Annotated in this window: 22 protein-coding genes and 1 pseudogene; 14 read left to right on the top strand and 9 right to left on the bottom strand. The window is 63.9% G+C overall.

The genetic code is table 11. The features are described from left to right. Positions 1 to 13: 13 nt before the first annotated feature. The 5 genes and pseudogenes from addB to ACWTU7_RS09405 form a co-directional block, all read left to right on the top strand. Positions 14 to 3,133 (top strand): double-strand break repair protein AddB, encoded by a 3,120-nt coding sequence (addB, locus tag ACWTU7_RS09385; protein ID WP_455839686.1) that lies wholly within the window; start codon positions 14 to 16, stop codon positions 3,131 to 3,133. Continuing rightward, a complete protein-coding gene (addA, locus tag ACWTU7_RS09390) occupies positions 3,130 to 6,642 on the top strand; it encodes a double-strand break repair helicase AddA (protein ID WP_455839685.1) in 3,513 nt (1,170 codons plus the stop codon). Before addB ends, addA begins: the two co-directional genes overlap by 4 nt. A gap of 74 nt (positions 6,643 to 6,716) precedes the next feature. Continuing rightward, positions 6,717 to 7,040, top strand: a complete 324-nt coding sequence (trxA, locus tag ACWTU7_RS09395; protein WP_027152031.1) for a thioredoxin — start codon at positions 6,717 to 6,719, stop codon at positions 7,038 to 7,040. Positions 7,041 to 7,268: 228 nt separating this feature from the next. Further along, positions 7,269 to 7,550, top strand: coding sequence for a cupin domain-containing protein (locus ACWTU7_RS09400; RefSeq protein ID WP_065011517.1), 282 nt, complete (start codon positions 7,269 to 7,271; stop codon positions 7,548 to 7,550). Between the two features lie 36 nt (positions 7,551 to 7,586). Beyond that, positions 7,587 to 7,793, top strand: a pseudogene (locus tag ACWTU7_RS09405) (RES domain-containing protein); the annotation flags it as partial. A gap of 153 nt (positions 7,794 to 7,946) precedes the next feature. On the opposite strand, the gene ACWTU7_RS09410 reads toward ACWTU7_RS09405, so the two are convergent. The 5 genes from ACWTU7_RS09410 to ACWTU7_RS09430 form a co-directional block, all read right to left on the bottom strand. Further along, positions 7,947 to 9,272 (bottom strand): bifunctional folylpolyglutamate synthase/dihydrofolate synthase, encoded by a 1,326-nt coding sequence (locus ACWTU7_RS09410; RefSeq protein WP_029347454.1) that lies wholly within the window; start codon positions 9,270 to 9,272, stop codon positions 7,947 to 7,949. A gap of 123 nt (positions 9,273 to 9,395) precedes the next feature. Next, a complete protein-coding gene (accD, locus tag ACWTU7_RS09415) occupies positions 9,396 to 10,322 on the bottom strand; it encodes an acetyl-CoA carboxylase, carboxyltransferase subunit beta (protein WP_455839684.1) in 927 nt (308 codons plus the stop codon). Positions 10,323 to 10,417: 95 nt separating this feature from the next. Next, entirely contained in the window at positions 10,418 to 11,257 is an 840-nt protein-coding gene (trpA, locus tag ACWTU7_RS09420) for a tryptophan synthase subunit alpha (protein WP_127208923.1), read from the bottom strand. A 2-nt stretch (positions 11,258 to 11,259) separates the two neighbouring features. Next, complete coding sequence (trpB, locus tag ACWTU7_RS09425; RefSeq protein ID WP_065011514.1) at positions 11,260 to 12,510, bottom strand: tryptophan synthase subunit beta; 1,251 nt, start codon at positions 12,508 to 12,510, stop codon at positions 11,260 to 11,262. Positions 12,511 to 12,543: 33 nt separating this feature from the next. Further along, the gene (locus tag ACWTU7_RS09430) at positions 12,544 to 13,203 is read right to left on the bottom strand and encodes a phosphoribosylanthranilate isomerase (RefSeq protein ID WP_455839683.1); all 660 of its coding nucleotides are present in this window, start codon (positions 13,201 to 13,203) and stop codon (positions 12,544 to 12,546) included. 141 nt (positions 13,204 to 13,344) lie between these two features. Between ACWTU7_RS09430 and ACWTU7_RS09435 the strand changes: the two genes are divergently transcribed. After that, positions 13,345 to 13,563 carry a hypothetical protein gene (locus ACWTU7_RS09435; RefSeq protein WP_065011512.1) on the top strand — a complete coding sequence of 73 codons (219 nt, stop codon included), beginning with the start codon at positions 13,345 to 13,347 and terminating at the stop codon, positions 13,561 to 13,563. A gap of 9 nt (positions 13,564 to 13,572) precedes the next feature. Here the strand turns inward: ACWTU7_RS09435 and ACWTU7_RS09440 are convergent, their stop codons facing one another. The 4 genes from ACWTU7_RS09440 to ACWTU7_RS09455 form a co-directional block, all read right to left on the bottom strand. Beyond that, the gene (locus ACWTU7_RS09440; RefSeq protein ID WP_455839682.1) at positions 13,573 to 14,331 is read right to left on the bottom strand and encodes a M48 family metallopeptidase; all 759 of its coding nucleotides are present in this window, start codon (positions 14,329 to 14,331) and stop codon (positions 13,573 to 13,575) included. A gap of 99 nt (positions 14,332 to 14,430) precedes the next feature. Continuing rightward, positions 14,431 to 14,916, bottom strand: coding sequence for a DUF2852 domain-containing protein (locus ACWTU7_RS09445; RefSeq protein WP_455839681.1), 486 nt, complete (start codon positions 14,914 to 14,916; stop codon positions 14,431 to 14,433). A gap of 117 nt (positions 14,917 to 15,033) precedes the next feature. Beyond that, on the bottom strand, positions 15,034 to 16,176 hold the full coding sequence (locus ACWTU7_RS09450; RefSeq protein WP_455839680.1) for a benzoate/H(+) symporter BenE family transporter: 1,143 nt from the start codon (positions 16,174 to 16,176) through the stop codon (positions 15,034 to 15,036). Between the two features lie 4 nt (positions 16,177 to 16,180). After that, positions 16,181 to 16,957 carry an alpha/beta hydrolase gene (locus tag ACWTU7_RS09455; RefSeq protein ID WP_455839679.1) on the bottom strand — a complete coding sequence of 259 codons (777 nt, stop codon included), beginning with the start codon at positions 16,955 to 16,957 and terminating at the stop codon, positions 16,181 to 16,183. A 209-nt stretch (positions 16,958 to 17,166) separates the two neighbouring features. On the opposite strand from ACWTU7_RS09455, the gene infC reads away from it, so the two are divergent. The 8 genes from infC (at position 17,167) to pheT (ending at position 24,087) form a co-directional block, all read left to right on the top strand. Next, complete coding sequence (gene infC, locus ACWTU7_RS09460; RefSeq protein WP_077374810.1) at positions 17,167 to 17,703, top strand: translation initiation factor IF-3; 537 nt, start codon at positions 17,167 to 17,169, stop codon at positions 17,701 to 17,703. 126 nt (positions 17,704 to 17,829) lie between these two features. After that, a complete protein-coding gene (locus ACWTU7_RS09465; protein WP_455839678.1) occupies positions 17,830 to 18,474 on the top strand; it encodes a methyltransferase family protein in 645 nt (214 codons plus the stop codon). 144 nt (positions 18,475 to 18,618) lie between these two features. Beyond that, on the top strand, positions 18,619 to 19,275 hold the full coding sequence (locus ACWTU7_RS09470) for a methyltransferase family protein (protein ID WP_455839677.1): 657 nt from the start codon (positions 18,619 to 18,621) through the stop codon (positions 19,273 to 19,275). A gap of 160 nt (positions 19,276 to 19,435) precedes the next feature. Continuing rightward, positions 19,436 to 19,639, top strand: a complete 204-nt coding sequence (gene rpmI, locus ACWTU7_RS09475; protein ID WP_006201248.1) for a 50S ribosomal protein L35 — start codon at positions 19,436 to 19,438, stop codon at positions 19,637 to 19,639. A gap of 38 nt (positions 19,640 to 19,677) precedes the next feature. Further along, positions 19,678 to 20,079, top strand: a complete 402-nt coding sequence (rplT, locus tag ACWTU7_RS09480) for a 50S ribosomal protein L20 (protein ID WP_455839676.1) — start codon at positions 19,678 to 19,680, stop codon at positions 20,077 to 20,079. Between the two features lie 95 nt (positions 20,080 to 20,174). Continuing rightward, on the top strand, positions 20,175 to 21,260 hold the full coding sequence (gene pheS / locus ACWTU7_RS09485) for a phenylalanine--tRNA ligase subunit alpha (protein ID WP_095517428.1): 1,086 nt from the start codon (positions 20,175 to 20,177) through the stop codon (positions 21,258 to 21,260). After that, on the top strand, positions 21,257 to 21,682 hold the full coding sequence (locus ACWTU7_RS09490) for a GFA family protein (RefSeq protein WP_455839675.1): 426 nt from the start codon (positions 21,257 to 21,259) through the stop codon (positions 21,680 to 21,682). The genes pheS and ACWTU7_RS09490 overlap by 4 nt, the downstream gene beginning before the upstream one ends. Then, positions 21,679 to 24,087, top strand: coding sequence for a phenylalanine--tRNA ligase subunit beta (gene pheT / locus ACWTU7_RS09495; protein ID WP_455839674.1), 2,409 nt, complete (start codon positions 21,679 to 21,681; stop codon positions 24,085 to 24,087). Before ACWTU7_RS09490 ends, pheT begins: the two co-directional genes overlap by 4 nt. The last annotated feature ends 99 nt before the right edge of the window (positions 24,088 to 24,186 follow it).

The raw sequence follows: 24,186 nt of genomic DNA on the forward strand, positions 1-24,186 counted from the left end.
TCACTGAGTTGAAATGAGCGGCTCCCGCCGCGTTTTCTCGATCCCGCCCGGAGCGCCGTTTCTGCCGACGCTGGCCAAGGCCCTGCTGTCAGGGCGGCTCGTTCCCGGTTTCCGCTTCGACGGCGATCCGCTGGCGCTGGCCGACGCCACCATCTACGTGCCGACGCGCCGCGCCGCGCGGGCGCTGCGCGGCGTTTTCGTAGACCGTCTGGGCAACCGCTCGGCGATCCTGCCGGTGATCCGCCCGCTCGGCGAGTTCGACGAGGACGAGGCCGCGTTCGAGGCCGACGCATCGGCCGCCATTGACCTCGCGCCGCCGATCGCCGCAATCGAGCGGCTGCTGCTGCTGGCGCCGCTGGTTCGCGCCTGGAAACGCCGCCTGCCGGCGCATGTCGCGGCACTTTTCGACGAGGAGATCGTCGTGCCGGCCTCCGCCGCCGACGCCATCTGGCTGGCGCGCGATCTGGCCCGGCTGATGGACGAGATCGAGACGGAAGGTACCGACTGGACCAAGCTCGCCGATCTGGTGACCGGCAACCTCGCCGGCTGGTGGCAAGTGACGCTCGACTTCCTGAGCATCGTCACCGAAAACTGGCCGAATCTCCTCGAGGAACGCAACCGCTCCAACCCGGCCGCGCATCGCAATGCGCTGATAAGGCTGGAAGCAGCACGGCTGAAGCGCAATCCGCCGGCCGGACCGGTGATCGCCGCCGGCTCCACGGGTTCCATTCCCGCCACCGCCGAACTGCTTGCCGTGATCGCCGGCCTGCCCAGCGGCGCCGTCGTGCTGCCCGGCCTCGACCTGATGCTGGATGAGCCGTCTTTCGCGGCGATCGCCGCACCTGGCGCCCGGCCGGCCTTGCTTGGCCACCCGCAATACGGCCTGGCAAAACTGATCGGCAAGATCGGCGTGCCACGCGGCGATGTCGGGGAGATCGCCGTTGCCGAAAGGCCTCTCGCGCTGCGCGCCGCACTTGTCGGCGAGGCGCTGCGGCCGGCCGAGACCACCGAGCTATGGGCCGAGACGCGCGCCCGCTTTACGGCCGGCGATATCACCGAGGCCTTCGCCGACGTGACGCTACTCGAAGCCGCCGGCGAGCGCGACGAAGCGGTGGCTATCGCCGTCGCGCTCAAACGCGCCGTCGAACAGCCCGGCCAGCGCGCCGCACTCGTCACCGGCGACCGCGCTTTGGCGCGGCGTGTCTCAGTCGAGCTCTTGCGGTTTGGTGTCGTCGCCGACGATTCGGGCGGCACCCCGCTCATTAACACGCCAGCCGCCGGCCTGCTCAGGCTGGCGCTTCAGGCCGCGTTCCGGCCCGGCGACCCGGTTGCTCTGCTGTCGCTGCTCAAGCACCCGCTGCTTGGCCTCGGCCTGAAACGCACAAGCGTCCGTCACGCGGCGGAGATCGTCGAACTGGTGGCGCTGCGCGGCGGCACCGGCCGCCCCGACGTCGCCTCGCTGCCGATGCTATTCGAGGCCCGCCTCACCGGCCTGGGCAGCACCCGGCCGCCCTTCTGGTTTTCCCGCCTGACTGTGCGAAACATCGAGCGCGCCCGCGAATTGCTCGTTCGCCTTGCCGATGCTCTGGCGCCGCTGACCGCCTTTCGCAGTCAAGCCGAAGCCGATCTTGCCGAATTGGCCCGGGCCAGCGTCGTCGCGCTCGAAAGTCTTGGCCGCACCGCGGATGGCAGCCTAAGCGAGCTCTATGCCGGCGATGCCGGCGAAAAGCTCGCCGAGCTCTTGCGCGGGCTGATCGCCGCCTCGGCGTCGCTCTCCTTCGCGGCGGACGAATGGCCCGACGTGATGGAGGCACTGATCGCGCCCGAAACCGTCAAGCCGGCTCAAGGGACCGACAGGAACATCGCCATCTGGGGTGCGCTGGAAGGCCGGTTGCAGAGCGTCGACACGCTGGTCGTCGGCGGGCTTAACGAAGGCGTATGGCCGCGCAAGCCGGAGAGCGACCGCTTCATGTCGCGACTGATGAAGACCGGCATCGATCTCGAACCGCCCGAACGGCGCATCGGCCTGGCTGCCCATGACTTCCAGATGGCGATGGGGGCGAAGAAAGTGGTGCTTGCGCGCTCCGCCCGCTCCGGCGACGCGCCGGCGGTGCCGTCGCGCTGGCTGCAGCGCCTCCTGACCTTCATCGGCAAGGACCATGCGGCGGTGCTTCGCCGGCGTGGTGATGAATTCTTGTCCTGGGCCCGTGCGCTCGACGCCGGCGAAAGGAGAGATTTCGCGCCGCGGCCGCAGCCGAAGCCGCCGCTGACGGTGCGGCCGCATCATTTCTCCGTCACCGAAATCGAGACGCTGCGGCGCGACCCTTACGCGATCTATGCCAGGAGGATTCTCGGCCTGATGCCGCTCGATCCGGTCATCCGCGACCCGGGCGCTGCCGAACGCGGCACGCTGTTTCACGCCATCCTGCACCTCTTCTCGCGGACAGTGGCCGATCCGCTTGAGCCGGAAGCGCTGGACGGCCTCATCGCCGCTGGCCGCCAATGCTTTGCCGAGGCGGCCCTTCCTCCCGATGTCGAGGCGGTGTGGTGGCCGCGTTTCGAAAAGCTCGCCGCCGGCATCATCGAATGGGAACGCGGCCGCGCCTTTGCCGTGACAATGCGGCACGCCGAGGAGCGCGCCGAGAAAACCGGCGTCGGCCAGTCCGGCGTGACGCTGTCCGGCTATGCCGATCGTGTCGATCTCCTGGCCGGCGGCATGGCCGACATCCTGGATTACAAGACCGGCTCCTCGCCGTCCAAGGCGCAGGCTCATACGCTCCTTTCGCCGCAACTGGCGCTCGAAGGCGCGCTGCTCAGGCGCGGCGCCTTCAAGGGGCTTGGCGCGCGCGAGCCGTCTCAGCTGGCCTTCATCAGGCTGAAGCCGAACGGCGAGGTGTTCGAGGAATCCATCCTCGAATACAACCGCAAGCCGCGAACCGCCGCAGATCTCGCCGAGGAGGCCTGGGCGCGGCTCGAAAAACTGCTGATCCACTATGCCGACCCGGCGACCTTCTATCTGTCGCGCGCACTGCCGTTCCGCGAGGGTGAGACCGATGGCGACTACGATCATCTCGCCCGCGTGCTCGAATGGTCCGCCGGCGGCGACGCCGACGACGAGGGAGGGGAGGCATGAAGAAGGCCTATCCAATCCCGACCGATACCGCCGCCAGCCAGGCCAGCGCATCCGACCCGCAAAATTCCGCCTGGGTTTCGGCCAATGCCGGATCCGGCAAGACCCATGTGCTGGCCCAGCGCGTCATCCGGCTCTTGCTGCGCGGCACCGATCCGTCGAAGATCCTGTGCCTGACCTACACCCGCGCCGCAGCCGCCAATATGTCGAACCGGGTGTTTTCGACGCTGTCGGAATGGACGGCACTTGGCGACGCCGAACTGGCGGCAAGGGTTGAAGCGCTCGACGGTCGCCAGGCCGATCGCGAAACCATGCGCCGCGCGCGCCGGCTGTTCGCCGAGGCGCTCGAGACACCGGGTGGGCTGAAGATCCAGACCATCCACGCCTTCTGCGAATCGGTGCTGCACCAGTTTCCGCTGGAGGCCAACATACCGGCCCATTTCGAAATGCTTGATCCGCAGATGGAGGCGTCGCTCTTTGCCGCCGCCCGCCGCGACATGATCTCGGGCACTGCCGCCGGCGATGCCGGGCTGGCCGAGGCTTTCGCCGCCATTCTGGAACGCGGCGGCGAACATGGGCTCGACGCCTTGCTGGCCGAGATTGTGCGCAAGCGCGACGGCTTGCGCGCCTTCATCAGCGCTGCCGGCGGTGATAGCTTCCGGGCGCTGTTCGACGAGTTTAGGTTTCGCGCCGGCCAGACCGCCGAAGGCCTGGCGGCGTCCGTCTGGCCGCTGCCGGGCTTCCTGCCGGACTATTTCGTCACCTTTGCCCGCGCTGCCGAAGCCGCCGATGCCCGCATCGTGCTGAACAATTTGCTGCCCTACGCCCATCTTGCCTTCGCCGAGGATAATCCGGTTCGCCGGCTGCAATTGCTGGCAAAAGCCTTCCTGCGGGCGGATGGCGAGCCTTATGAGCCGGCAAAGACGTTCAAGAAGGCGTTGCTCGACCGATTGCCGGATCTTGCCGAGCGCTATCTCTCGGCGGCCGATGCCATCCTCGAAATCTCCGACCGGCTGGCCTTGTTCAGGATGGTCGAGGGCACACGTGCCGCGCTGAGCATCGCCGACTGGCTGATCGCCCGCTACGAGCATTTGAAGCGCGCGCGCGGCTTCCTAGACTTCAACGACCTCATCACCCGAACGGTCAATCTCCTGGCGCGGCCCGATGCCGGTCCATGGGTTCAATACAAGCTCGACCAAGGCATCGACCATATCCTGCTCGACGAGGCGCAGGACACCAGTCCCGACCAATGGGAGGTGGTGAAGCGGCTGGCCGAGGAATTCTTTGCAGGGCTCGGCGCGCGCGACACGGTTCACCGCACGGTCTTTGCCGTCGGCGACGAAAAACAGTCGATCTATTCCTTTCAAGGAGCGGCGCCCGACTCCTTCGCCGACTCAAGGCTGCTGTTTGCCGGAAAGGTGCGCGACGCCAACGCCGCCTTCGCCGATCTCAAGCTGACCTGGTCGTTCCGCTCGACCGACGACGTGCTTGCGGCGGTGGACCGTGTCTTTGCCGACCCGGTCGTGCGGCGCGGAATCAGCCACGATCCCGACCCGCTGAACCACAAGGCGATCCGCACCGATGCGCCGGGCTATGTCGAGGTCTGGCCGTCGATCGGTGCCGACGTCGTTGACGAGCCCGACGACTGGACGCAAGCCGTCGACCACGCCCATGCGCCAGCGGTGCGTGTTGCCGAAAACGTCGCGGCGACCATTGCCGGCTGGATCGGCGCCGGCGAAATCATCGAAGGCCGCGGCAAGAAGCTTCGGCCAGGCGACGTGCTGGTGCTGGTGCGCAAGCGCGATCGCTTCGTCCATGCGCTGACGCGCGCACTGAAGCGCCGCGACATCCCTGTCGCCGGCGCCGACCGGCTCAGCCTGCCCGGCCATATTGCGGTAAAGGACCTGATCGCACTCGGCCACTTTCTCGTCCAGCCTGAGGACGATCTGTCGCTTGCAGCCGTGCTGCGCAGCCCGATTTTCGATGTCTCGGAAGAGACGCTTTTCGCGCTTGCCGGCGAGCGGCCGTCCGGCCTCTCGTTGATCGCCTCGCTCAGGCAGCATGCCGGTGAAAGTGCTGCCTTGGCCGCAATCGCTGCCCAACTCGACACTTGGTCCGATGAAGCCGCATTCAAGCCGGTGTTCGAATTCTATGCCGGGGCTCTCGCCCGCGACGGCCTGCGCAAGAAGATGATCGCGCGGCTCGGGCCGGAGGCCGGCGACATTCTCGACGAGTTCCTGAGCTTCTGCCTGGCCGAGGAACGGACCGGCCTGCCGGGACTGGAATCCTTCCTGTCGACGCTGGAAAATGCCGGCCCCGAGATCAAGCGTGAAATGGACCAGACTCGCGACGAGGTTCGCGTCATGACCGTGCATGCCGCCAAGGGCCTGGAGGCGCCTGTCGTGTTTCTGGTCGATGGCGGTTCCGCCCCGTTCAGCGACCAGCATCTGCCGCGACTGATGCCGTTCGAAGGCTCGGGCGACCATTGGGACGGCAAGGGCTATCTCTGGCGCTCGGCCAGCGATGTCGCCAATGGATTCTCGCGGGCCGCTTCGGTCCGCGCTCGCGAGCTGGCAGACGACGAATACCGCCGGCTGCTCTATGTCGGCATGACCCGGGCCGAGGACCGGCTGATCGTCTGCGGCTATCACGGCAAGCGGGCACCAAACGCCGGCACCTGGCATTCGATCGTCAGCCGCGCGCTGGTCGACGCCCCCGAAAGTGCTGAGCGGCAGCACCCCGCCACCGGCGAGACCGTGCATCGGTTTCACGTGACAAAATTGCCGCCGGTCGGACATGCGGCTGCCGAAGAGGCGCGGCAGACGACACAGTTCGAGCCGTTGCCGAAGAGCCTGTTCCAGCCTTTGCCGCCCTTCGAGGATCTGCCGCGGCCGCTGTCGCCGTCCGGCGCCTCGGCGCTGATCGACGAGGCCAAGCAAGCGGTGATCGACACCGGCTCGCCGGTGCTGGACACCGAGGCGGAGCCTGGCTTTGCCGTGATGCGGGGGCTGGCGCTGCACAAGTTGCTGCAGATGCTGCCGGGCATTGCGGAGGCCGAACGCCGCGATGCCGCGGAACGCTACCTCAAGCGCGCCGGCGCGCAGTGGCCAGAAACCGAGCGCGACAAGGCCTTGGCCTCGGTGGCGACGATCCTTGCCGACAGCCGTTTCGATCAGCTGTTTGCGCCCAATTCACGCGCTGAAGTCGCGGTCATGGGCAGCCTCGAGGTCAAGGGCAAGCTGCGCTCGATCTCCGGCAAGATCGACCGGCTGGCGGTCACGCCAGGCAGGGTGTCGATCGTCGACTACAAGACCAATAGGCCGGCGCCTGCAGCCTTGGCGGACGTTCCATCGGCCTATGTCCTGCAACTCGCGCTCTATCGCGCGCTGCTCCAGCCGCTTTATCCCGAGCATGAGGTCTCGGCGGCGCTGCTGTTCACTGAAGCGCCACGATTGATCGAGCTGCCGCCGGCGGTCATGGACGACGCTCTTGCCCGACTCACGGGAGCGTGACACAACAGCTGCTTGAAGAAGGGCGCGATTACCACCACATTTGGTGCGACAATAACTCACGAAAGGATTTTCGCATGGCCACCGTCAAGGTCGACAAGAGCAATTTCCAGACCGATGTGCTTGACGCCAAGGAGCCGGTCGTCGTCGATTTCTGGGCGGAGTGGTGCGGCCCCTGCAAGATGATCGCGCCGGCGCTGGAAGACATTGCCATTGAACTCGGCAGCAAGGTCAAGATCGCCAAGCTCAACATTGACGAGAATCCCGAGCTTGCGGCGCAGTTCGGCGTGCGCTCGATTCCGACGCTGATGATTTTCAAGGGCGGCGAAATGGCCGACATGAAGGTCGGCGCCGCACCGAAGACGGCGCTGTCGCACTGGATCAACGGCAATCTCGCCTGATCCGACCCTGAATCTCTGCAATCAAGCCCGGCCTCGCGCCGGGCTTTTTTTGTTGGCGTTATTCACAGCGCCGCGCGTCCCTCTTGGACGCGCAAAGGACGCTGTAGCACTCGATCTTGCGCATGACCCCGGAAACCGAATCCGATTTTCTGGGTCATGCGCTGGTCCGCCCTGGCACTCGCCACTTGCGGCCCCATGTTCTTGTCTGGCTTAAAGCAGGAGAACGACATGACCGGATCCGCCAAGGCCACCGTCTTCATCGACAATGAGCGCGTTATCGTCACCGAATACCGCTTCGCGCCGGGCGACAACACCGGCTGGCATCGTCATGGCCATGATTACGTGATCGTGCCCCTGATGGACGGCAAGCTCAAGCTCCTGACCAAGGACGGCGAATCCTTCGCCGAAATGAAGAAGGGGGCGCCCTATTTCCGCAAGGAGGGCGTGGAGCATGACGTCATCAATGCCAATGAGGGCGAGTATGCCTTCATCGAGATCGAGCTGAAGTAACGCGGGAGCAGGCCCTCGCAACATCTTGCCGACAGCGCATGGCGGGATCAGATGCAGGCAAGCGGACAATCAAGAACGCAGGCTTTGACGCGCCGATTGATCGCGAAGGGCTATCCAGCCATGCTTGTTCGCAGCTTTGCGGCCGGCGCTGTCGAGACGGATCTCAACCTCGTTCTATGGAAATGGGGCGATGATCGTCCGTGGCGGCTCGCGCCGATCGACGACGAAGGCAGACTGTCGTGAGAAGCGCATGACTTGGCAATCGCTCCCGCGTTCGAGAGCGTTCAGCTTTCGATAGAACCACCGAACCGCTCTAAGTATTTGTTTTACGCAATTCCGACACACTTTTCCTGGAATTGTTCTGGCCTCTTGGTACCGGAGGTCCGGCAGAATAGATCAGGTCGGCGGTGTGCCGTTTTCGGCCAGCACCGCGCCGGCCAGATAGAGCGAACCGCTGATCAGGATGCGCGGCGGCGGTCCGTCCCATGTGTCGCGCAGCAGCATCAGCGCATTGGCGACGGAGCTCACCGGTTCGGCCGACAGGCCGGCCTCGACGGCGCGGATCGCCAGTTCGTCATTCGGCACGCTGGCCTCGCTGAGGCTCACCGGCACCGTGTAGACATGCCGCACCAGCCCCTTGAAGGCGCTGAAATAGCCGCTCTGGTCTTTGGTGTTGATCATGCCGGAAATCAGGAACAGCGGCCGCGGGTTCTTTTCCTCCTGCTCGGCAAGTGCTTCGGCGACGACCACGCCGGCGCCCGGATTGTGGCCGCCGTCGAGCCAGATGTCGGCGCCCTTCGGCGCCAGTTCCGTCAACCTGCCCTGCGGCAATTTCTGCATCCGCCCCGGCCAGGTGACATTGGCCATCGCCTTGTCGGCGACGCGATGGCTGATCTCGAAGCCCGCCGCCTTGACCGCCGCAATCGCCGCCGCCGCATTGGCGAACTGGTGGCGCCCTGGCAGCCGCGGCGGCGACAGGTCCATCAGCCCGTCTTCGTCCTGATAGACCATCCGGCCGTTTTCCTCGAAGGCGAGGAAATCCTGGCCATAGACGAAGGCGGGACAGTCGAGCCGCTCGGCGGTTTCGATAAGCACCTGCAGCGCCGTTTCGCTTTCCTGCGCGCCGATGACCACCGGGCAACCGCCCTTGATGATGCCGGCTTTTTCGGCGGCGATCAGTTCGACACGGTCGCCGAGAAAGGATTCGTGGTCGAGCGAGACCGGCATGATCACCGACACCGCCGGCTCGCTGATGACATTGGTGGCATCGAAGCGGCCGCCAAGGCCGACCTCGATGATGACGGCATCTGCCGGATATTCGGAAAACAGCAGGAAGGTGACGGCGGTGAGGATTTCGAAAACGGTGATCTTCTGGCCTTCATTGGCTTTGGCGACGCGGGCGATGGCGTCGGCGAAGACCTTATCCTCGACCAGCCTGCCGCCGCCGTCGGCGGCCAGCCGGTAGCGCTCATGCCAGTTCACCAGATGCGGCGATGTGTGGACATGGACGCGGTGGCCGGATGCTTCCAGCAGCGCCCGCGAAAACGCGGCGCAGGAGCCCTTGCCGTTGGTGCCGGCGATGTGGATGACCGGCGGCAGATGGTCCTGCGGATTGCCCAGCCGCTCCAGCAGCCGCGAAATGCGGTCGAGCGAAAGATCGAAGCCCTTCGGATGAAGCGACATCAGGCTTTCGATTTCGCGGTCGGCGGCAAGCGTGGTCATGGGAGAATCCTAGCGCATGACCCCGAAAATCGAAATCGATTTTCGGAAAGGATCATGCGCGAATCAAGATGCTACAGCGCCACAGATGGCGCGCAATCGCGGTTCGCGACGACGGATGTCGCGTCAGGCTTGCGGGCGTGCTTCCGCCGGGAGCGCCACCGGCGGCAGAATTTCCGGTTCCAGCGGCTTTTCTTCTTCCGGCAGCTTGAGCAGCATTTTCAGGAGCCGCGCGATCGTCTGGCGCATCTCCAGCCGCGACACCACCATGTCGACCATGCCGTGCTCCATCAGATACTCGGCGCGCTGGAAGCCGTCGGGCAGTTTTTCCCTGATGGTCTGCTCGATGACGCGCGGCCCGGCAAAACCGATCAGCGCGCCGGGCTCGGCGATGTGCACGTCGCCCAGCATGGCGTAAGAGGCGGTGACGCCGCCGGTGGTCGGGTTGGTCAGGACGACAATATAGGGAAGACCGGCTTCCTTCAGCCGATCGACGCCGATCGTGGTTCTCGGCAATTGCATCAGCGACAGGATGCCTTCCTGCATGCGGGCGCCGCCGGAGGCCGCGAACAGGATCAGCGGCCGCTTGCGTTGCACAGCGACCTCAAAGCCACGAACGATGGCATCGCCGGCTGCCATGCCGAGCGAGCCGCCCATGAAGGCGAAGTCCTGCACGGTCACCACCACCGGCAGGCCCTCGACGGTCCCCAGCGCATTGATGATGGCGTCCTCCAGCCCGGTCTTGGTCTTGGCCTCTTTCAGCCGGTCGGTGTAGCGCTTCTCGTCGCGGAATTTCAGTGGATCCTGCACCACCTTGGGGTTTTCGAGCATCTCGTACTTGCCGTCGTCGAAGAAGAATCTCAGCCGCTCCTTGGCCGAAATCTTCATGTGATGGCCGGAGGACGGGATGACGAACTGGTTCTGCTCCAGGTCCTTGTGGAAGACCATCTCGCCGGTCTCCGGATCCTTGATCCAGAGGTTCTCAGGCATGTCGGTGCGCCGGCCGAGCATCGAATTGATCTTCGGGCGAACGTAGTTGGTGATCCAGTTCATCGCTTCGGCTCCTGTCCTGACGAAGAGTTAGACCATGGTCTCAAAAAGGGGCAACCGGTTTTCGGTGGAGATCATGGTCAACCAGAAGATCAAGACTATTCGGCGGCAGCAAGGCGAGCGGTACGCACGCCTTGCGAAAGCCCGCTGACCAGCGTGGCGACCGCCTCGGCCGGATCGGCGGTTTTTTCGCCCTTCGGCCCCAGAACATTGGCGACCGCATTGACGATCGCGGTGCCGACGACGACGCCGTCGGCCGACGCCCCGATGATGCGTGCCTGCTCGGCGGTCTTTACGCCGAAGCCGACGCAGACCGGCAGGTCGGTATGCCCCTTGATGCGCGTGACCGCCGCCGCCACCTTGCCGGTGTCGGCAAGTGCCGAGCCGGTGATGCCGGTCATCGACACGTAATAAACGAAGCCGGAGGTGTTCTGCAGCACTTTGGGCAGGCGCTTGTCGTCGGTGGTCGGCGTCGCCAGCCGGATGAAATTGATGCCGGCCTTGAGCGCCGGAATGCACAATTCCTCGTCCATCTCCGGCGGCAGGTCGACGACGATCAGCCCGTCTATGCCGCTGGCCAGCGCATCCCTGAGAAAGCGGTCGACGCCGTGGATGTAGATCGGATTGTAGTAGCCCATCAATACGATCGGCGTTTCATTGTCGGCGGCACGGAATTCCGACGCCATCTTCAACGTCTTGACCAGGGTCTGGCCGCCTTTCAACGCGCGCAGGCCGGCGGCCTGGATCGCCGGGCCGTCGGCCATCGGATCGGAAAACGGCATGCCCATTTCGATGATGTCGGCGCCTGCCTTGGGCAGTGCCTTCATGATCGACAAGGCGGTGTCGTAGTCCGGGTCGCCGCTCATGAAATAGGTGACGAGCGCCGGGCGGCCCTCGGCCTTCAGCTTGGCCATGCGGCGGTCGATTCGGGTGGTCATGATCAGATCTCCATGCCCAGCATATTGGCCACCGTATGCACGTCCTTGTCGCCGCGGCCGGACAAATTGACGATGACGATCTGGTCCTTGTCCATGGCGGGTACGATCTTCACCGCATGCGCGATGGCATGGGCGGATTCGAGCGCCGGGATGATGCCTTCGACACGTGTCGTCAGCTGGAATGCCTCCAGCGCCTCGTCATCGAGGATCGGCACATAGTCGACGCGGCCACTGTCGCGCAGCCAGGAATGCTCCGGTCCGACGCCCGGATAATCGAGGCCGGCCGAGATCGAATGCCCGTCCATGATCTGCCCGTCGGCGTTCTGCAGGAGGTAGGTGCGGTTGCCGTGCAGCACGCCGGGCGCGCCGGCGCTCATCGAGGCGCAATGCTCGATGCCATCGAGGCCGCGGCCGCCGGCCTCGATGCCGATGATGCGAACCTCTTTGTCGTCGAGGAAGGGATGGAACAAGCCGATGGCGTTCGAGCCGCCGCCGACGGCGGCGATGATCGTGTCCGGCAGCCGGCCTTCCTGCTCCAGGATCTGGGCGCGCGCCTCGGTGCCGATCACCGACTGGAAGTCGCGCACCAGCTCCGGATAGGGGTGCGGGCCGGCGGCGGTGCCGATCAGGTAATAGGTGTCCTCGACATTGGTCACCCAATCCCGGAGAGCTTCGTTCATGGCGTCCTTGAGCGTGCCGTGGCCGGCGGTCACCGGCCGCACCTCGGCGCCGAGCAGCTTCATGCGGAAGACGTTCGGGCTTTGCCGGGCGACGTCGGTAGCGCCCATGTAGACGACACACGGAAAGCCGAAACGCGCCGCAACGGTGGCCGACGCCACGCCATGCTGGCCGGCGCCGGTCTCGGCGATGATACGCTTCTTGCCCATGCGCTTGGCCAGCAGAATCTGGCCGAGGCAGTTGTTGATCTTGTGCGAGCCGGTGTGGTTCAAATCCTCGCGCTTGAAGTAGACCTTCGCGCCGCCGCCCAGGCCCTTCGCCGAGGAAACCTCGCGAAGATGCCTGGTCAGGCCTTCGGCGAAATAAAGCTTCGAGGGCCGCCCGGCATAGTGGGTCGAAAGGTCCGTCAGCTCGGCCTTGAAATCCGGGTCGTCCTTAACCTCGTTCCAGTGCCGCTCCAGGTCGAGGATCAGCGGCATCAACGTTTCGGCAACGAAACGACCGCCGAAGATGCCGAACATGCCCTGCTCGTCGGGTCCGGTGCGGAAGGAATTGGGTGTCGCCGGCCTGTTCATCGCCGATCTCCTAGCTTGTGGTTTGAAGCACGGTCAGGCGGCGCGGTTGTCGCGTGCTGCCCTGACGGCTCGGAAAAACTGTTCGATCAGCGCCGGATCCTTGACGCCCGGTGCGCTTTCCACGCCCGAGGAAATGTCTAGTCCGGGCGGGTTGGCAAGCCGAAGGGCATCGCCGATATTGGCGGCGTTGAGTCCACCGGAAAGCATGTAATCGACGCCTGCGTCAAGGTCGGCCAGAACGCGCCAGTCGAAGGCAATGCCGTTGCCGCCCGGCAGTTCCGAACCCTTCGGCGGCTTGGCGTCGAACAGGAAACGGTCGGCAATGCCGACGAGGGGTCTTATCCGCTCCAGGTCGGCAGTCTCGCTGACCGGCAGCGCCTTCATCACCGGCAGGCCATAGCGGGCCTTGATCTCGGCCACCCGCTCCGGCGTCTCCGATCCATGCAGCTGCAGCATGTCCGGGCGCATTTTTTCGACGATTTCATCCAGAAACGCATCGCCGGCGTCGACCGTCACGGCAACCGCCTTGGCCTTGCCGATTGCCGCTTCGCGCAAGCGGCCGGCTTCCGCCGGCTCGACATAGCGCGGGCTTTTGGCAAAGAAAATAAAGCCGACATGGCTGGCGCCGCCGGCCAATGCCGCGGCCAACGCCTTGTCGGCCTTCAATCCGCATATCTTGATGTCGAGCGCCATGACGCGGGGATTGGCACGAAACGGCAAAAGAGTCGAGAAAAAGCATCCTGTTTGCCGCCAGCGCGGAACGCGCTACCTATCTAGATAAGAATGCGGAACGCGCTACCTTACTTCAGACAGCACAGGCGGGAGCAAACAAGCATGGCAGACCAAACCGTCGCCCAACTCAGGCAAAAGCTCGCGCAGGCCCGCGAGGTCATCGCGCATCTGATGGACAAGGCCGCCTTCAATGGCGCCGAGGCACACCGCGCGCTCGACTATTTCAGCAACGATGCCTTCGAGAAGAATTTCTTGCCGTGGCCGCGCCATACCGACGAGGGCTTGCGTCCTGAAGAGCTCAACGCTGCCAACGACGACTGATCGGGCGATCTACTCGAACATGATCGCTTGCAGCGCGCCGCCATTGCGCTTGAGCCAATCCTTGCAGCGCTCGGTGTCGGGGCAGAGCTGCTCGCACAATTTCCAGAATTTTGGGCCGTGGTTCATCTCCTTGAGATGTGCCACCTCATGCGCGACGAGGTAGTTTATGACCGGTCGCGGCGCCATCATGATGCGCCAGGAGAACGACAGGTTGCCGTCCGACGTGCACGATCCCCAGCGGCTCGACGTGTCCTTGAAGCGGATTGCCTTGGCGCGCTTGCCGACCGCCCCGGTATGCTTGACCACCAGCGCCTCGATTTCGCGCTTGGCTTCGCGCTTGAGAAAATCGGCGATGCGGCGCGGCAGGTGCAGACGATCGCCATGCACGATCATCAGCGGACCGCGTTCGTCGCGCGACAGCGTGACGGTCCCGCGTTTCGAAGGCTCATGAACGATGCGATGCGGCACGCCGCGCACCGGTATCTTGATGCCCGGCCGCACCTGCGGCCGGTTGGGCACCTTGGCCAGCCGCTGCTCCAGCCAGTCCTGATGGCGATCAAGAAATTTTTCCACTTCGCCTCGGCGCAGGCCCGGCGGCACGGTAATGCGCAGACCACGGCCGCCGGAATCGATGCGCAGCGTCAGGCGCCGTGCCCGGTCGCTCTCGACGATCTTGAGCGGCAGCGTGCGGCCGGCAACACAATGCTCCCGCTCCACGACGGGGGCGGGCCTGGGTTTGGTCAGGTTGCGGAAGAAGCCGAATGACATGGCGGGACGATACGTGATTCGAGGAAAACGAATAGAACATAAAAGAAACGGCGCCGCTGACGCGACGCCGTTCTGATTATTTATATCAGGCCAAGTGCCTTACTCGTCCAGTAGCCCTGGCGTGGATTTGCCACCGTTGCCAGTCCCCGTCGAGCCGGTCGATCCACCAGTTGTAGGAGATGTCGGCTTGTTGCGGTTCGCCATGAAGCGATCGAACTCTTCCTGGTCCTTGGCGCGACGCAATTCCCTGGCATATTCGTCGAATTCGCTCAGCATCTCGTCGAGCTTGCGGCGCTCTTCTTTGAGCCGCTCGAGTTCTTTTTCGCGCCAGTCGTCGAAAGCGACGTTGCCGGTGCGGGCGGAGCCGTGGCCCCAGCGCGCCGCTCTGTCGGAACCGCGGCGGCAGCCGGCGAAGATGCCATCGGTCGCGCGGTTGACGTCGCGCTTGAAGCCGTCAAGCCGGTCGCCCCAGATGATGTAGGCGAGCATGGCGAGGCCGAGCGGCCAGAACACCATGAAGCCGATCACCATCAGTGCGATGGTCGCCGGCGTCCAGGCCGGACGGATCAATGCAGATGTGTTCATTTTCTCCCAATCCTTCAGTTGGAGACAGCCAATCCCGGCTGCGTGGAATCGAAATGGGATGGGAAAAACGGCGATTCAAGACAGTGCCGGCCAAAACCGGACAAGCGGCTGAAATGATTATCGCTTTTTGAGGGTTTCGAGGAAAAGCACGACCAAACCGGCGATCAGCCCCCAGAATGCCGCGCCGACGCCGAAAAGCGTCAGGCCCGAGGCAGTGACGGCAAAGGTGACGGTGGCGGCCATGCGTTCGCTCTCCTCCTTCAAGGCAATGGACAGCGCGTTGGTGAGCGGCGCCATCAGCGCCAGCCCGGCCACCAGCACGATCAGGCTCTGCGGCAGCACGGCGAAGATCGCCACCAGCGAGGCGCCGAAAATGGCGAAGACGAGATAGGCAAGCGCGTAGAAGGGGCCGGTCTTCCAGCGCTCGCCCGGATCGGGATGCACATCGGGGCCGGTGCAGATCGCCGCCGAGATCGCCGCCAGATTGGTGGTTGAGGCCCCGAACGGCGCCGACAGCAGCGAAAGCAGGCCGGTGACGCCGATCAGCGGGCTAGGTTCCGGGTGATAGCCTGCGGCCCTCAGCACGGCGAGGCCGGACAGGTTCTGCGAGGCCATGGTGACGAGATAAAGCGGCAGCGCCAGGCCAATGATCGCCGTGACGGTGAACTGCGGCGCAATCAGCGTCAACGTCGAAAGTTCTGGGGTCGGCAGGCCACCGACCCGGCCGGTGAGGAAGGCGGCAGCGCCGCCGCCGACCAGCACCGCCAGCACAGAGAGCGCCGGATTGAACAGGCGGATGACAAAGAAGGCGGCGATCAGCGGCAGGATCAGCCACGGGTCGACGGGAATGGCCTTCACCGCATTGATGGCGAAGGTGACGACGATTCCGGCCAGCATCCCCGACGCGACCGAGGCCGGTATCCTGGCGATCAGCTTGGTCAGAGGCCTGAACAGGCCGGTGGCAATCAGCAAAATCCCGGTGACGATGAAGGCGCCGACGGCTTCGCCGATCGAAAAGCCGCTCGATGCCGCGATCAGCGCCACCCCCGGCGTCGACCATGCGGCGATGACCGGCATCCTGGTGCGCCATGACAGCCACAGGCTCTCGATCGCCATGGCGAGGCAGATCGCCGTCACCCAGCTCGCGGTTTCGACCTGCGTCGCGCCGACCGCCTTGGCGGCGGCGATGACGATGGCCAGCGTGCCGCCGAAGCCGACAATCGCCGCGACGAAGGCGGATACCGGAATGGAGATGCGCATGTCCCTAGCCTGCCTGCCGCACCATGGCGTCGACCGCCCGCACCAGCATGTCGAGATCCTGAGGCCGCGACAGGCGGTGGTCGCCGTCGGGGATCAGCGACAGCGTGACGTCGTCGGCCGGCAGCAGGCCGACCAGTTTCAGCGCATGGCTCGGCGGCACGTCGGCATCGGCCAGCCCTTGCAATATGTGGACAGGGCAATGGGTGTCGATCGGCCCGTTCATTGTCAGGTTGTTGCGGCCGTCCTCGATCAGCGCTCGCGTGTAGATGTAAGGCTCGGCCGAATAGTCCGACGGCTCCGCGAAAAAGCCCTTCTTGGCAAGATCGCGCTCCTGCGCTTTCGTCAGCGCCGGCTCGACCAGCTCTGCGGTGAAATCCGGCGCCGGCGCCAGCAGCACCAGGCCGGCGATGCGGTTCTGGCCTTCCTTGTGCAATTCTTGGCGCAATTCCTGGATCATGCGCAGCGCGATCCATGCGCCCATCGACGAGCCGACCAGGATTTGCCTGCCTTGCGTGAAATGGCGGAAGACAGCGAGGCTTTGCGAAAGCCATTTCGAGACGGTGCCGTCGGCAAAGGCGCCGCCCGATTCGCCATGACCGGAATAGTCGTGGCGCAGGAATGCCCGGCCTTGCCCGCTCGCCCATTCCGCCAGCTTCTCGGCTTTGGTGCCCAGCATGTCCGACTTGTAGCCGCCGAGCCAGACAATGCCTGGCGCGGCACCCCCAGCGCGCCTGACAGCGATGCTGGTTCCGTCGACATCGAGAAAAACCGGTGCGGTCACGGCGAACTCCTCACGCAAGTCTTTTGACACAGCTGGCGGTTCAACGAAAAGTGCTCGGCAAGTTTCTTCGTTTGGTACAGGCAGGAGTCAGGCAACAGGTGATTTCCTGTGAACGCTGTGCTATTGACTCCGGCCGCGCGCTCACCACATTGGCGCGTTCGCAATCTGAATTGAAATCCTGAACGAAACGGCTCAAGGAGACCACGACCATTCGCAGACCTTTCAAAGCAACGGCGCCCACCAAGGAGGGCCCGCGCTCCAACCGTGACATCCGGGTTCCCCGGGTCCAACTTATCGACGCCGAAGGCCACAACCATGGCGATGTCTCCATCAATGACGCATTGCTGCTCGCCGAAGAGGCTGGGCTCGATCTGGTCGAGATATCGCCCAACGCGGTGCCGCCCGTCGTAAAAATTCTCGATCTCGGCAAGTTGAAATACGCCAACCAGAAGAAGGCGGCCGAGGCGCGCAAGAACCAGAAGGTCATCGAGATCAAGGAGATCAAGATGCGCCCGAACATCGACAGCCATGACTACGAGACCAAGATGAAAGCGGTCCGGCGGTTTTTCGAAGAAGGTGACAAGGTCAAGCTGACATTGCGCTTTCGCGGCCGCGAGATGGCGCATATGGAACTCGGCATGCAGCTTCTGAATAAAGTTCGTGAGGAAGTGGCGCCCATCGCCAAGGTCGAAGCCGAACCGAAACTCGAAGGCCGCCAGATGATGATGGTGCTGGCGCCCCGCTAGGCGATCCCGTCGAAAGCAAAGGCCGCTTCGGCGGCCTTTTGTTTTGTTTTGTCTTCGCCATGATTTCTCCGCAAGTTGCATCGACAAGGATTCGGGTTGCCGGTCCTCGCGGCGAAAGGATTGTCCATGGCCGCTGCGGCACGTTCTCCGATTGAACAGTCGTTTGACGAAATGGGCCGCTATCAGCGGCGCCGGCGCGTCCTGCTGGCGCTGCTGATCGGTGCTTTTTGCGCTTTGCTGATCTTCGGCGGCTCCACGCACGATGAACTAGGCCACGAACGCATAGAGGGGCAGTACGGGATCGCCCTGATACTGATCGGGATCGGCGGCCGGCTCTGGTCGATCCTCTATATCGGCGGCCGCAAGTCGGCCGAAGTGGTTGCCACCGGGCCATATTCGGTGATGCGCAACCCGCTGTATTTTTTCTCCACCGTAGCGGCCGCCGGCATCGGCGCCCAGACCGGCAGCGTGATCGTCTCGGTGGCGTCGGCGGTTTTGTGCGCGGCCGCGTTCTACATCGTCACGCTGCGCGAGGAACGGCATTTGACGACCGTGCTCGGGGCGCCGTACAAGGCCTACATCGCACGGGTGCCGCGGTTTTTTCCCAATCCGCTGCTTTTTCGCGATCAGGCCGAGGTCACCTTCACACCGCGCATCTTCAATCACACGCTGCGCGACGGCTTGATGTTGCTGGCTTCTATACCGTTTTTCGAACTCATCGAGTCCGGACAGGAAAGCGGTGTAATTCCCGTCCTCTTCTGGCTGTATTAGTTGCGGATGATGGCAAAAGAGGCGACATGCATTAAATACGCCTGAATCATCCTGCAAAGGCGTCCCGCGATCGGTGGGGGCGCCTGTTTTCTTGGCCAGGCGCTGCGATCGCTGGCGAAGTTCCTCGACGATCGGATTCCCGACATGCTTAATGAAGTTAAATCGGCGCGGGCCGAACAAGCGCAGGCCAAGCGTGCGCTGGGCAGGTATCAGCACGCACGAAGGATGGTGCTTGCCGCCCTCGTGGTCGTCATGTTCGCAGCGCTGCTGTTTGGCCAGTCTGCTTTTCCTCCCGAAAGCGTGCCGCACGAAACGATCGAAATGGTCGGCGTCCTGCTGATCTTTCTCGGCATTGTCGGGCGCCTGTGGTCAACGCTCTATATCGGCGGACGCAAATCCTCCGAGGTGGTTACCGGCGGACCCTATTCGATCACGCGCAATCCGCTCTATGTCTTCTCCTCGATAGCTGCCGCCGGCGTCGGCGCGCAGATGGGCTCGATCACTGCGGCGATCGGCTTCGCGGTGATTTGCGCCGCCGCCTTTCATGTCGTCATCCTGCGCGAAGAGAAGTTCCTGAAGGAGGCCTTCGGTACTCCATTCCAGGCGTATATGGCGCGGGTGCCGCGCTTCTTTCCGAAGCTTTCGCTGTATCAGGAAGGCGACACCGGCAGCTTCAAGCCGCGCCTGCTGCGGACGACGCTGCTCGACGGACTGGTATTCCTCGTTGCTCTGCCGTTTTTCGAATCGATCGACGGCGCCCAGCAATCGGGCATACTGCCGGTGCTGTTCCGTTTCCCATAGGCACAGGGTGTTGCGCGCCGGCCCGCTTTGACGTATAGCACCGCCGTTCCCAAAAACCGCCCGGCAGGGCATGCCGTGGCGGTTTCATTTGCTTTTCGGGGTTTGGTCGGCCTGAAGCGAACAAAAAGCGCGATGATGCGCACATAAACGGAGTAGCAAAATGCCCAAGATGAAGACCAAGTCAGCCGCCAAGAAGCGGTTCAAGATCACAGGTACGGGTAAAGTCCTGTCGGCTGCGGCCGGCAAGCGTCACGGCATGATCAAGCGTTCCAACAAGTTCATTCGAAATGCCCGCGGCACGATGGTTCTGGCTGAACCGGATGGCAAGAAGGTCATCAAGAATTTTCTGCCGAACGGCCTCTAAGGCATTCGGTCTGGACAACGTTTTAAGGAGATCATGACATGGCACGCGTAAAAAGAGGCGTCACTTCGCACGCCAAGCACAAGAAGGTCCTGAAAGCCGCCAAGGGTTTTTATGGCCGCCGCAAGAACACGATTCGCATCGCCAAGCAGGCGGTGGAAAAGTCGCTGCAGTACGCCTACCGCGACCGCAAGAACCGCAAGCGTTCGTTCCGCGCTCTCTGGATCCAGCGCATCAATGCCGCTACCCACGAGCATGGCCTGACCTATGGCCGCTTCATCGACGGTCTCAACAAGGCCGGCATCGAGATCGATCGCAAGATCCTGTCGGACATGGCCATCCACGAGCCGCAGGCATTTGCCGCACTTGTGGCCAAGGCCAAGGTCGCGCTCGAATACCTCAAGAAAACCACGCCGAACGCTTTTGAAAGCGCTGTAGCCTAACCAGCGCCTTCCCAAGCACTTCGACACTTGATTTGGGAAACCCGCGCTGGCAGGGCTGGCGCGGGTTTTTCTTTGCCTCCAATCGGGCCTGAAACATGAGTGACATGGAAACCCTCGAAAATTCCCTGATGAACGACATCGCGTCGGCCGCCGACGAGGCCGCGATCGAAGCCGTGCGTGTTTCAGCGCTCGGCAAGAAGGGCTCGGTCTCAGAAATGCTGAAGACGCTCGGCTCGATGAGCGCAGAAGAGCGCCAGATAAAAGGCCCGGCTATCAACGGCCTCAAGACCCGCGTCACCGAGGCGCTTACCGCGCGCCGCGCCGAGCTGAAGGACGTGGCGATCGCGGCACGGCTCGCGGCGGAAAAGGTCGATGTGACGCTGCCGGTGCGGCAATCGCCGGCCGAGCGCGGCCGCATCCATCCGATTAGCCAGGTCAGCGACGAGATTGCCGCGATCTTCGGCGACCTCGGCTTTGCCATCGCCGAAGGCCCCGATATCGAGACCGACTATTACAATTTCACCGCGCTGAATTTCCCGGAAGGCCATCCGGCGCGCGAGATGCACGACACCTTCTTCTTCCAGCCGGACGAGAAGGGCGAGCGCAAGCTTTTACGCACCCACACCTCTCCGGTGCAGATCCGCACCATGGAGGTGCAGAAGCCGCCGATCCGCATCGTCATCCCCGGAAAAACCTACCGGCAGGACTCCGATGCCACCCATTCGCCGATGTTCCATCAGGTCGAGGGACTGGTGATCGACAAGACGGCCAATGTCGCCAACATGAAATGGGTGCTGGAGGAGTTCTGCAAGGCCTTCTTCGAGGTGCCGCAGGTCAAGATGCGCTTCCGGCCGTCATTCTTCCCGTTCACCGAACCCAGCATGGAGGTGGACATCCAGTGCGACCGTTCGCGGCCGGGCGAGGTGCGCTTCGGCGAAGGCTCCGACTGGATGGAGATCCTCGGCTGCGGCATGGTCCACCCCAACGTGCTCCGCTACGGCGGGCTCGATCCCGACGAGTATCAGGGCTTTGCCTGGGGCATGGGCATCGACCGCATCGCCATGCTGAAATACGGCATGCCGGACCTGCGCGCCTTCTTCGACGCCGATGTGCGCTGGCTGTCGCATTACGGCTTCCGCCCGCTCGACATGCCGACGCTATTCGGGGGCTTGAGCGCATGACAGCGGCCCACACCGGCGGCTGCCGTTGCGGCGCCGTGCGGTTCGAGGCTTCGGCCGAACCGCACCATGTCAGCTATTGCCATTGCGGCGATTGCCGGCGGGCCAGCGGCGCGCCGGTGTCGGCTTTCGTCGGCTTCATGACCGAGCAGGTCGCCTTCACGGGCAAGGCGCTGAAGATGTTCGAGAACGGGTCGGTGACGCGCTCCTTTTGCGGCGTCTGCGGCTCGCCGATCGCCTATGTCGACGAGCGGCTGGCCGACCATATCTATTTCGTGCTCGGCGCCATGGACATGCCGGCCTATTTCAAACCGACGCACCATGCCCATGTGCGCGAGCAACTGCTCTTCCTGCACATGCCGGACGATTTGCCGCGCCATTTGAAGACCAGCGTGCCCAGACCATCAGACGGAAAACAGTCATGAAACTCACCCTCTCCTGGCTCAAGGATCATCTCGAGACCGACGCCTCGCTGGCCGAGATCGTCGAGCGGTTGACCTCGATCGGCCTCGAAGTCGAGCATGTCGACGACAGGTCGAGCCTGAAGCCGTTCGTCATCGCCAAGGTGCTGACGGCGGTGCAGCATCCCGACGCCGACCGGCTGCGCGTGCTGACGGTCGATACCGGCGACGGCAAGGCCCCTGTGCAGGTCGTCTGCGGTGCGCCCAACGCCCGCGCTGGCCTGATCGGCGCCTTTGCAGCACCCGGCACCTATATTCCCGGGATCGACGTGACGCTGGCGGTCGGCAAGATCAGGGGTGTCGAAAGTCATGGCATGATGTGCTCCGAGCGCGAGTTGGAGCTTTCCGAAGAGCATGACGGCATCATCGACCTGCCCGCCGACGCGCCTGTTGGCACCAGCTACGCCGCCTATGCGCATCTCGACGATCCGGTCATAGAGATCAATTTGACGCCGAACCGTCCGGACGCGACCAGCGTCTATGGCATCGCCCGCGATCTGGCAGCGAGCGGGCTCGGCCGCCTCGTCGGCGGCGCGATCATGCCGCATGCCGGCGACGGCATGTGCCCGGTCAAGGTGAAGATCGAAGCACCGGAGCTCTGCCCGGGTTTCGCGCTCAGGCTGGTGCGCGGCGTGAAAAACGGCCCGTCGCCGAAATGGCTGCAGCAGCGGCTGATCGCCATTGGGCTGAGACCGATCAGCGCGCTGGTTGACATCACCAACTACGTCACCTTCGACCGCGGCCGGCCCCTGCATGTGTTCGACGCCAACAAGGTCGCCGGCAACCTCACCGTGCGGCGGGCCAGCGATGGCGAAAAGGTACTCGCCCTCGACGGGCGCGAATACACGCTCACGCCTGACATGTGCGTCATAGCAGACCAGGACGGCGTCGAATCGATCGCCGGCATCATGGGCGGCGAGCATTCCGGCTGCGACGAGAACACCACCGACGTGCTGATCGAATCCGCACTTTGGGATCCGATCACCACCGCGCGCACCGGCAGGACGCTAGGCATCATCAGCGATGCGCGTTACCGGTTCGAGCGCGGCGTCGACCCTGAATTCATGGTGCCCGGGGTGGAACTGGCCACCAAGCTGGTGCTGGATTTCTGCGGCGGGACGCCGACCGAAACCGAAGTCGTCGGCTATGCCGGCCATGTCGAGAAGATCGTTTCCTTCCCGTTGTCGGAAGTGAAGCGGCTGACCGGCATCGAGGTGCCCAGGGACGGGAGTCTCGCCATCCTTTCGCGCCTCGGCTTCAAACCGGAGGGCGTGGGTGATGTCATCAATGTCGCCGTGCCATCCTGGCGGCCGGATGTCGACGGCAAGGCCGACCTCGTCGAGGAAGTCATGCGCATCCACGGCATCGACAATATCGCGCCGCAGCCGCTCGGCGCGCATGATGCCGTCAATGCCAAGATCCTGACCACGCTGCAGATCCGCACCCGCGCCGCCAAGCGGGCGCTGGCGGTGCGCGGCATGATGGAGGCGGTCACCTGGTCGTTCATTCCGGCAAAACATGCCGAACTGTTCGGCGGCGGCGAGACAGCACTCAAGCTCGCCAATCCGATCGCCGCCGACATGTCCGACATGCGGCCGTCGCTGCTGCCGGGCCTGATCGCCGCTGCCCAGCGCAATGCCGACAAGGGCATCGGCGATGTCGCGCTGTTCGAAGTATCGGGCACCTATGAGGGCGATGCGGCCGACCAGCAGCGACGCGTCGCCGCCGGCGTTCGGCGCGGCACGGCCAAGCTCGAAGGCTCCGGCCGTCATTGGGCCGGCAATGCCGGTCCGGTCGGCGTTTTCGACGCCAAGGCCGACGCGATCGCAGCACTTGAAGCCTGCGGCGCGCCGGTCGAGCGGCTGCAGATCGAGGCCGGCGGCCCGGCCTGGTATCATCCCGGCCGTTCCGGCACGATCAAGCTCGGACCTAAAGTCATCTTGGGAACGTTCGGCGAATTCCACCCTAAGACGCTGGAGGAACTGGACGTCTCCGGGCCGCTCTGCGGCTTCGAGGTCTTCGTCGACGCCGTACCCGAGCCGAAGGCCAAGCCGACGCGGACGAAACCGAAGCTGGAACTGTCTGCCTTCCAGGCGGTCAAGCGCGATTTCGCCTTCGTCGTCGACAAAGCGGTCGAAGCCGGCACGCTGACCCGCGCCGCCCTTGCCGCCGACAGGAAGCTGATCACCAATGTCTCGGTCTTCGACGTGTTCGAAGGGGCATCGCTCGGCGCGGCCAAGAAATCGATCGCCATCGAAGTGTCGATCCAGCCGGTCGATAAGACGCTGACCGACGAGGATTTCGAGGCCTTGGCAAAGCGCATCGTCGAGAATGTGCACAAGCAGACCGGCGGAGTGCTGCGGGCATAAATCGGATTTGGAAACAAAGAAGGGGCGCTGGAGCGCCCCTTCTAATTTTCATTCGGCCGGTGTCTAGCCGTTGACCAGCGCCAGCATTTCTTCGGTATA

It is taken from the genome of Mesorhizobium sp. BHscii, assembly GCF_053848065.1.

Excerpts from the sequence above, each read along its gene's own strand:
- rplT (WP_455839676.1), top strand. The coding sequence starts at position 19,678 with ATGGCACGCGTAAAAAGAGGCGTCACTTCGCACGCCAAGCACAAGAAG.
- ACWTU7_RS09465 (WP_455839678.1), top strand. The coding sequence starts at position 17,830 with ATGGCCGCTGCGGCACGTTCTCCGATTGAACAGTCGTTTGACGAAATG.
- pheT (WP_455839674.1), top strand. The coding sequence starts at position 21,679 with ATGAAACTCACCCTCTCCTGGCTCAAGGATCATCTCGAGACCGACGCC.
- ACWTU7_RS09450 (WP_455839680.1), bottom strand. The coding sequence starts at position 16,176 with ATGCGCATCTCCATTCCGGTATCCGCCTTCGTCGCGGCGATTGTCGGC.
- trpA (WP_127208923.1), bottom strand. The coding sequence starts at position 11,257 with ATGACCACCCGAATCGACCGCCGCATGGCCAAGCTGAAGGCCGAGGGC.
- ACWTU7_RS09470 (WP_455839677.1), top strand. The coding sequence starts at position 18,619 with ATGCTTAATGAAGTTAAATCGGCGCGGGCCGAACAAGCGCAGGCCAAG.
- ACWTU7_RS09430 (WP_455839683.1), bottom strand. The coding sequence starts at position 13,203 with ATGGCGCTCGACATCAAGATATGCGGATTGAAGGCCGACAAGGCGTTG.
- trpB (WP_065011514.1), bottom strand. The coding sequence starts at position 12,510 with ATGAACAGGCCGGCGACACCCAATTCCTTCCGCACCGGACCCGACGAG.
- ACWTU7_RS09440 (WP_455839682.1), bottom strand. The coding sequence starts at position 14,331 with ATGTCATTCGGCTTCTTCCGCAACCTGACCAAACCCAGGCCCGCCCCC.
- ACWTU7_RS09445 (WP_455839681.1), bottom strand. The coding sequence starts at position 14,916 with ATGAACACATCTGCATTGATCCGTCCGGCCTGGACGCCGGCGACCATC.
- rpmI (WP_006201248.1), top strand. The coding sequence starts at position 19,436 with ATGCCCAAGATGAAGACCAAGTCAGCCGCCAAGAAGCGGTTCAAGATC.
- ACWTU7_RS09490 (WP_455839675.1), top strand. The coding sequence starts at position 21,257 with ATGACAGCGGCCCACACCGGCGGCTGCCGTTGCGGCGCCGTGCGGTTC.
- ACWTU7_RS09410 (WP_029347454.1), bottom strand. The coding sequence starts at position 9,272 with ATGACCACGCTTGCCGCCGACCGCGAAATCGAAAGCCTGATGTCGCTT.
- trxA (WP_027152031.1), top strand. The coding sequence starts at position 6,717 with ATGGCCACCGTCAAGGTCGACAAGAGCAATTTCCAGACCGATGTGCTT.
- ACWTU7_RS09435 (WP_065011512.1), top strand. The coding sequence starts at position 13,345 with ATGGCAGACCAAACCGTCGCCCAACTCAGGCAAAAGCTCGCGCAGGCC.
- accD (WP_455839684.1), bottom strand. The coding sequence starts at position 10,322 with ATGAACTGGATCACCAACTACGTTCGCCCGAAGATCAATTCGATGCTC.
- pheS (WP_095517428.1), top strand. The coding sequence starts at position 20,175 with ATGAGTGACATGGAAACCCTCGAAAATTCCCTGATGAACGACATCGCG.
- addB (WP_455839686.1), top strand. The coding sequence starts at position 14 with ATGAGCGGCTCCCGCCGCGTTTTCTCGATCCCGCCCGGAGCGCCGTTT.
- ACWTU7_RS09400 (WP_065011517.1), top strand. The coding sequence starts at position 7,269 with ATGACCGGATCCGCCAAGGCCACCGTCTTCATCGACAATGAGCGCGTT.
- addA (WP_455839685.1), top strand. The coding sequence starts at position 3,130 with ATGAAGAAGGCCTATCCAATCCCGACCGATACCGCCGCCAGCCAGGCC.